We start from the raw sequence: 7,218 nt of genomic DNA on the forward strand, positions 1-7,218 counted from the left end.
GCATCACATCCGGATCAGCGGAAGGTGCCCGTCGAGACCGTCCCGGCGATCCGCCGTTGGAAGATCAGGTAGACCACCAGCACCGGAAGCACGGTCAGCACCACACCGGCGAAGAGCGCGCCGAAGTCCACGTTGTAACCCGCCTGCGACGAGAACGAGGCCATCCCCTGGGTGAGCACGTAGTTCTTCCGGTCGGTGTTGAGCGCCACCGGGAGCAGGAACTGGTTCCACAGCCCCAGGAAGTTGAAGATCGCCACACCGGCCATCCCAGGTGCGGCCATGGGCAGCATGATCCGGAAGAACGTGCGCCACTCCCCCGCACCGTCCATCATCGCGGCCTCGTAGACGTCGTCGGGCAACGTCTTGAAGAAGGCGTAGAGGAAGAAGACGGTGAACGGCAGCGCGTAGGCCACGTAGGTCAGGATCAGTCCGGGCAACGTGTTGAGCAGCCCGAACCCCTGCAGCACGAAGAAGAGCGGCACGATGACCAGGAAGACCGGGAAGGTCAGCCCGCCGAGCATCGAGTAGTAGATGAAGTTGCGTCCGAAGAACTCGAACCGTGCCAGCACGTAGGCGCACATCGCCCCCAGCAGCATCACCAGCACCAAGGCGGTGCCGACGACGATGACGGTGTTGAAGAAGTACGTCCCGATGCCCGCCTTCGTCCAGGCGCTGACGTAGTTGTCGAAGCTCCACTCCGCCGGCAAGGAGAACGGCGAGGACAGGATCTCCTTCGACGTCTTGAACGAGGAGAGCAGCACCCAGCAGAACGGCACGATCACGATCACCGACCAGAGGATCAACATCGTGTGCGACGTGCCCGCCACCAGGGCGTCGCTGGGCGTACGCCTGCCGCGGTCGGCGCGCGCCGGGGTCGCCGGCTCGTCGAGAGTCACAGCACTCATCGGGCCACCTCTCCCTTCTTGTCGCGGCCACCGGCGAAGTAGAAGATCGCGAAGATCAGCGCTGCGAAGAGCAGCGTGACCAGGGCGAGCACGACTCCCATCGAGGTGGCGTAGCCGAACTGGCCCTTCTTGAAGGCCGTGTTCATCAGGTGCTGGCTCATCGTCAGCGTCGAGTTCGCGGGTCCACCGCCCGGGTTGAGCGCCGCCATGAAGACGTACGCATCGAGGGTGAGGATCCCGAGGTAGATGTAGGCCGTCTGGACGTTGTCGCGGATCGACGGGAGCGTGATCGAGATCGCCGTGCGGAACCGACCGGCACCGTCGATGCGGGCGGCCTCGTAGATCTCCGCGGGGATGCCCTTGATGGCAGCCACGAAGAGCACGGTGTAGAAGCCGATGCTGGCCCAGATCATCACGAACATCGAGGCCGGCATCGCCGCACGCACTTCCCCGAGCCAGGCATAGTTCTCGAAGCCGTCGAGGCCGATGCCGGTGAGGATCCCGTTGAACAGGCCGGCGGCCGGGTCGTAGACCTGCGCCCAGAGCAGACCGATGACGATGGCCGGCACTGCGTAGGGGAAGAACGAGACGACCCGGTAGAAGCCGGAGCCGTTCAGGCCGCGCACCTGGCCGGTACTGGGTCCGGCGGTGGTCACGACCACCGCGATCGCCAGCGCCGCGGTGAGCGTCACCAACGGCACCACGAGCGTGAGCAGTGCGTTGTTGCGCAGCGCCTTGAGGAAGGTCTCGTCGTTGAGCAGCTTGACGTAGTTGTCCAGGCCGACGACGTTCATGACCGGGGAGAACCCGGACCAGTCGGTCAGCGAGTAGAAGAGGGCCTGGCCGATCGGGATCACGACGAAGATGACGAAGACCGCGACCGGCAGGCCGAGGAAGACGGCCATGAACAGGGCCCGGTCGAAGGTGAGCTTGCGGCGGCGACGGCGCGGTGGGGCTCCCCAGGGGTTTGCCTCGGGGAGCCCGCCCGCCGTCGTCGCATCAGTGACTGATGCAGACATAGGTGGTTCGCGATCTGTGAGAGGGGATCAGGAGATCTTGAGCTTCTCGATCGAGGAGTCGTCGGCGACCTTGTCGAAGATGCCCTGGACGGCCTTCGTCAGGCCCTTGACGTCCAAGTCGCCGGAGAGGAACGAGTTCCAGACCACGAGCTCGTCGGCGTTGGTGCCGTAGTAGTCGTAGAACTGGAAGTTGAAGGTGTTGTCACCGGCGGCGTCGAGCATCGCGCTCTGCGACTTCAGCGCCGCGGAGCCGAAGCCGTCGGCCGGAATGGTGTCCTTGACGATGGTCGGCGCCAGCTTCGTCTTCGAGAAGTTGGTGGCGGCCTCCTTCGACAGCATCGCGCGGAGGACCTCCTTGCCGCCCGCCGGGTTCTTCGCCTTGCTCGGGACGATGAACGCCTCGCCTGCCGCCGCGCGGATGGCCTCGATGGGCATCGCCGGGCTGTCGCTGAGCACGAACTCAGGGATGCCGGTCATCTCGAAGCCGTCCTTGGTGGCGTCCTTCATCTCGTTCTCGATCCAGCCACCGCTCGGGTAGAGGAGGGCCTGCTGGTCGTTGGACCACTTGGCCTGAGCGGCGGTGAACTGGGTGCCGGCTCCGCCGGGGACGAACATGTCCTGCTTCACCATCTCGCCGAGCTTCTCGAGGATGCCCTGGATGACCGGGTGGGACCAGGCGCCCTTCTCGAGGTTCTCCAGCGCGAGGCGCACCTCGTCGCCGCCCTCCTTCGCCGCCGAGTCGATGACCATGGTGCGGTAGTAGGTCGCCGCCTCCTTGCCCCAGACCCAGAGGTACTTCTTCTTGGCCTTGGCCTTGGCACCGAGGTCGAGCGCCTCGTCCCAGGTCTTCGGCGCGGTCCAGCCGTTCTCCGCGAAGAGCGAGGCCGAGTACCAGACGCCGTACAGGGTCATGACGTAGTTGATCGCCACGAACCGGTCGCTGTAGGTGCCGGGACCCTTGACGTTGGGGTAGAGGGTGTCGGCGATCTTGACGCCCTCGTAGTTCTCGGTCTCGAAGACGTCGTCGAGCTCCTCCAGCTGCGTGGCGATGGTGTTGAAGCCGATCAGGTCGGCGCCGGAGTTGTCGATCAGGTCCGGCGGCGTGCCGCCGACGAAGCGCGGCTGGAGCTCGGTGGCGATCTTGGTGGTGGCGCTGACCTTGAAGTCGGCGTCGGCGAACTCCTTGCCGGCCATGCCCGCGGCGAACTCGACGTAGTCGTAGCCGTAGCCACCGTCGAAGATCACCACGTCGACGGTGGAGTCCTCCGCCATGCCGAACGGGTTGGAGTCGGACTTGGTGCCGCCACCGGTGTTCTCGGAGTCGCTACCGGGCGCGCCACAGGCGGCGAGCGCGCCGGAGAACGACAGGAGCGCCGCGCCGGCGAGGCTGCCGCGCAGAAGGGTCCGGCGGTCGAGCCGGCCGTGAAGCTGCTGGGACATCGTGCTGCCTTCTTTCGGGTGGGATTCCTCTTTTACTTCTTCTTACGGGTGTTCAGGCCATGCTTCCGATGCGCTCGCCATAGCGAGCCTTCAGCGCATCGTTGTGCTCATCGCCACCCGGGATGTTGGCGGAGAGATAAAGGGGCGGGGTCTCACCGGCAGCCTCGAGCGTGGCCGCGGTGCCGATCGTCAGGAGCTGAGCGATGTACGCGGCCGTGATGGAGGAGACCGCACCGCCCATCACTCCGGAGCCCTCTTCGCCGCCCAGCTGGAAGGTCGCGTCACCGAAGGGAGCCAGGTTGTCGATCACCACATCGGCGATCTCGGCCAGTCGTTTGCCGCTGGGGTGCTTGGGGGTGACCGCGTTGGTGTGCTCGAGGCTGGTCACCGCGATCACCTTGTGGCCCTCCTCCTTCGCGCGCAGCGCGATGCCGACGATCGAGCCGTTGACGCCTGAGTTGGACGCGATCAGGAAGACGTCCTCGGCGTGGAACTCGTGGAGGTCCCAGAGCTCGTTGGCGATGTTGCCGTCACGCTCGAGGAGACCGCCCGCCAGGTCGCTGGCCGGACGCTCGCCCATGAGGACCGTGTCCCGCAGCGCGATGGCGTGGGTCGGGATCAGGCCACCGGCCCGTCCGGCGATCTCCATCGCGAACGCCTGCGAGTGGCCGGTGCCGAACGCTTGCAGCACTCCGCCGTTGCGGATGCTGCCGACCATCAGCTCGACCGCCTCGTCGAAGCCACCGGACTGCGCAATGGCCTGCAGCTCGGACAGGCGTGTGCGAACCTGCTCGTCGAAGGATCCGAACACGTCACTGATCAATTAGTCCACCCACTTTGCAAACTCGGGCCGCGACCGTATGACGAGCCCTGCGCACGAAAACTATTTGGAGAGAGTACGCCTGGCAATGGTTTTCTGTTACGAAACGGTGTCAATGACTCATAACTATCTGGGACTCGACGCGGGAGGCACCAGCACTCGCGCCGTCGTCGTCTCCTCTGACGGACGATGCGGAGGCATCGGGAAGGCCGGCAGCGGCAACCCGACCTCCGCCGGAATCGACGCTGCCACCTCGGCGATCAGGGCCGCGGTCACCCAGGCCATGGCCACTGCGGGGGCCGATCAGGTCTCTGGTGCGGCACTGGCGGTGGCCGGAGCGGGCGGCGCCGGCCACCGGGTGACCATCGCGGCCGCGCTCTCCGACCTCGTCGCGAAGGAGCCGGTCTTCGACTTCGACGTGCTGGCTGCGTACTTCTCGGGGACGGCGGCTCCCGACGGATATGTGCTGCTCTCCGGCACAGGAGCGTCGGCGGTGCGGGTCGAGAACGGCAGGCTGGCAGCGATCTCGGACGGACTGGGCTGGCTGCTCGGCGACGTCGGCTCGGGCTTCTGGCTGGGCCGCGAGGCCGTACGTGCCGGGCTGGCCCCGCTCGACGGGCGCGGTGCGACGACCCTACTGACCGGCCTGTTGCTGGAGCGGCTCGGGACCCCAACGGTCACCCATCTCGAAGGCGGCCGGACCGGGACGCTCGTCGCGGCCACAGCCGCTCTCTATGCGATGCCGCCGCTGCGGCTGGCCGACTTCGCCGCGCTCGTCTTCACCGCGGCGGATGCCGGCGACGAGGTCGCGGCGGAGATCCTCGACCGGGCGGCAGCCGGGCTGGCGGAGACGTTGGTGGCGGTGCGTACGCCTGATGTCGTCGGCCCGCTGGTCGCGGCCGGGAGCGTCCTGGCCCGGCAACCGGACTTCGCCGCCCGGGTCGCTCCCGGTGCCGTCGTCGCCAACGACGGCCTGGCCGGGGCGGCGGTGCTAGCGCTGCGGCATGCGGGGGTGCTCGTCGACGACGACGTGTACCGTCGAGTAACCTCCTCGCTCGCTCAGCTCACCGAGGTGTGACAATCGTTACTACGGACGGCTGGAGCCAGGGCGGGATGGCCTCCCCTAGCATGTCCTTGCATTCACGATGGAGGAGTTCTCGTTGAGCAAGCCACTGACAAAGGTCCTGATCGCCAACCGCGGTGAGATCGCCGTTCGAGTGATCCGCGCGTGCAAGGACGCCGGAATCGGCTCCGTAGCGATCTACGCGGACCCCGACCGTGACGCGCTCTTCGTGCGTCTCGCCGACGAGTCCTACTCGCTCGGCGGCGCGACACCTGCGGAGTCCTACCTGTCCATCGAGAAGATCCTCGATGTCGCCCGCCAGTCCGGCGCGGACTCGGTCCACCCGGGCTACGGGTTCCTGGCCGAGAACGCCGAGTTCGCCAAGGCCGTGATCGACGCCGGTCTGACCTGGATCGGTCCCTCGCCCGAGGCGATCGACGCGCTCGGCGACAAGGCCAAGGCCAAGCAGATCGCGCTGAAGGCGGGCGCGCCGCTGGCTCCGGGCCTCAAGGACCCGGTCAAGGACGCCTCCGAGATCGTCTCCTTCGCCACCGAGCACGGTCTTCCGGTCGCCATCAAGGCGGTCTTCGGTGGTGGCGGTCGTGGCCTGAAGGTCGCCCGCACCCTCGAGGAGATCCCCGAGCTCTACGAGTCGGCTGTCCGCGAGGCGGTCGGTGCCTTCGGGCGTGGCGAGTGCCTGGTTGAGAAGTTCCTCGACAAGCCGCGTCACGTCGAGACCCAGTGCCTGGCCGACAAGCACGGCAACGTGGTCGTCATCTCCACCCGCGACTGCTCGCTGCAGCGCCGCCACCAGAAGCTGGTCGAGGAGGCCCCCGCGCCGTTCCTCACCGACGAGCAGAACAAGCGCCTCTACGAGTCCTCCAAGGCGATCCTGCGTGAGGCCGGCTACGTCGGCGCGGGCACCTGCGAGTTCCTCGTCGCCGCCGACGGCACCATCTCCTTCCTCGAGGTCAACACCCGCCTCCAGGTCGAGCACTGTGTCTCCGAGGAGGTCACCGGCATCGACCTCGTCCGCGAGATGTTCCGCATCGCCGCAGGTGAGGAGCTGGGCTACGACGACCCCGAGGTCCGTGGCCACTCGATCGAGTACCGCATCAACGCCGAGGACGGCGGCAACAACTTCATGCCGGCCCCCGGCACCCTGACCGAGTGGGCGCCGCCCGCCGGCCCCGGCGTACGTCTCGACGGCGGCTACGAGAAGGGCGAGACCATCCCGGGCGCGTTCGACTCGCTGATCGCGAAGCTGATCATCACCGGCCGCGACCGCACCCAGGCACTCGAGCGCTCGCGCCGCGCGCTCGACGAGTTCAAGGTCGACGGCATGCCGACCGCCATCCCGTTCCACCAGGCCGTCGTCAACGACCCGGCCTACACCGCGGAGAACGGCTCCTTCGAGGTCTACACGACCTGGATCGAGACCGACTTCGACAACCAGATCACCCCGTACGCCGGCGCTGCCGGTGAGCCCGCCGAAGACAGCGAGCGGCAGACCGTCGTGGTCGAGGTCGGCGGCAAGCGCCTCTCGGTCTCCCTGCCCGCCGGTCTCGGTGGGCTCGCGGTCGGCGGTGGCGCGGGCGCTGCGAAGAAGCCGAAGCGCTCGGCGAAGAAGGCCGGCGCTGCCGCCTCCGGCGACTCCGTCGCCTCGCCGATGCAGGGCACCATCGTCAAGATCGCCGTCGAGGAGGGCCAGGAGGTCGCCGAGGGCGACGTCGTCGTGGTCATCGAGGCGATGAAGATGGAGCAGCCCCTCAAGGCCCATAAGGCCGGCACCATCACCGGCCTGAGCGCCACCGTGGGCGAGACAGTGGCAAACGGCGCGGTAATCGCCGAGATCAGGTAGCTGGTCGACTGAGCCAGCGGCGGCCGTTCACCGAGTTACCTCGGTGAACGGCCGCTTCCTTTGTGGAACTCCACGAAGGAAGTGCGTGCAGACCGAGGTAACTCGGCGAA

Annotated in this window: 6 protein-coding genes; 2 read left to right on the plus strand and 4 right to left on the minus strand. The window is 67.1% G+C overall.

Annotation, left to right across the window (positions count from 1 at the left end; genetic code table 11):
- Positions 1-14: 14 nt before the first annotated feature.
- Genes H5T77_RS18480 through H5T77_RS18495 form a run of 4 tightly spaced genes read right to left on the minus strand, consistent with a single transcriptional unit; the run spans position 15 to position 4,175 of the window.
- The gene (locus H5T77_RS18480; RefSeq protein ID WP_292651706.1) at positions 15-905 is read right to left on the minus strand and encodes a carbohydrate ABC transporter permease; all 891 of its coding nucleotides are present in this window, start codon (positions 903-905) and stop codon (positions 15-17) included.
- Entirely contained in the window at positions 902-1,924 is a 1,023-nt protein-coding gene (locus H5T77_RS18485) for a carbohydrate ABC transporter permease (RefSeq protein ID WP_292651707.1), read from the minus strand. The genes H5T77_RS18480 and H5T77_RS18485 overlap by 4 nt, the downstream gene beginning before the upstream one ends.
- 27 nt (positions 1,925-1,951) lie before the next feature.
- On the minus strand, positions 1,952-3,364 hold the full coding sequence (gene ngcE, locus H5T77_RS18490; protein WP_292651710.1) for an N-acetylglucosamine/diacetylchitobiose ABC transporter substrate-binding protein: 1,413 nt from the start codon (positions 3,362-3,364) through the stop codon (positions 1,952-1,954).
- Positions 3,365-3,416: 52 nt separating this feature from the next.
- Positions 3,417-4,175, minus strand: a complete 759-nt coding sequence (locus H5T77_RS18495; protein WP_292651712.1) for a sugar isomerase domain-containing protein — start codon at positions 4,173-4,175, stop codon at positions 3,417-3,419.
- 124 nt (positions 4,176-4,299) lie between these two features.
- Here H5T77_RS18495 and H5T77_RS18500 point away from each other — a divergent pair, with 124 nt between their 5' ends.
- Together H5T77_RS18500 and H5T77_RS18505 are read left to right on the plus strand one after the other, a co-directional pair.
- Entirely contained in the window at positions 4,300-5,262 is a 963-nt protein-coding gene (locus tag H5T77_RS18500; protein ID WP_292651714.1) for an N-acetylglucosamine kinase, read from the plus strand.
- A 67-nt stretch (positions 5,263-5,329) separates the two neighbouring features.
- Positions 5,330-7,108: an acetyl/propionyl/methylcrotonyl-CoA carboxylase subunit alpha gene (locus tag H5T77_RS18505; RefSeq protein ID WP_292651716.1), complete on the plus strand. Its 1,779-nt coding sequence runs from the start codon at positions 5,330-5,332 to the stop codon at positions 7,106-7,108.
- The last annotated feature ends 110 nt before the right edge of the window (positions 7,109-7,218 follow it).

It is taken from the genome of Nocardioides sp., assembly GCF_014360585.1.
Lineage (GTDB): Bacteria > Actinomycetota > Actinomycetes > Propionibacteriales > Nocardioidaceae > Nocardioides.

Excerpts from the sequence above, each read along its gene's own strand:
- H5T77_RS18480 (WP_292651706.1), bottom strand. The coding sequence starts at position 905 with ATGAGTGCTGTGACTCTCGACGAGCCGGCGACCCCGGCGCGCGCCGAC.
- H5T77_RS18485 (WP_292651707.1), bottom strand. The coding sequence starts at position 1,924 with ATGTCTGCATCAGTCACTGATGCGACGACGGCGGGCGGGCTCCCCGAG.
- ngcE (WP_292651710.1), bottom strand. The coding sequence starts at position 3,364 with ATGTCCCAGCAGCTTCACGGCCGGCTCGACCGCCGGACCCTTCTGCGC.
- H5T77_RS18500 (WP_292651714.1), top strand. The coding sequence starts at position 4,300 with ATGACTCATAACTATCTGGGACTCGACGCGGGAGGCACCAGCACTCGC.
- H5T77_RS18505 (WP_292651716.1), top strand. The coding sequence starts at position 5,330 with ATGGAGGAGTTCTCGTTGAGCAAGCCACTGACAAAGGTCCTGATCGCC.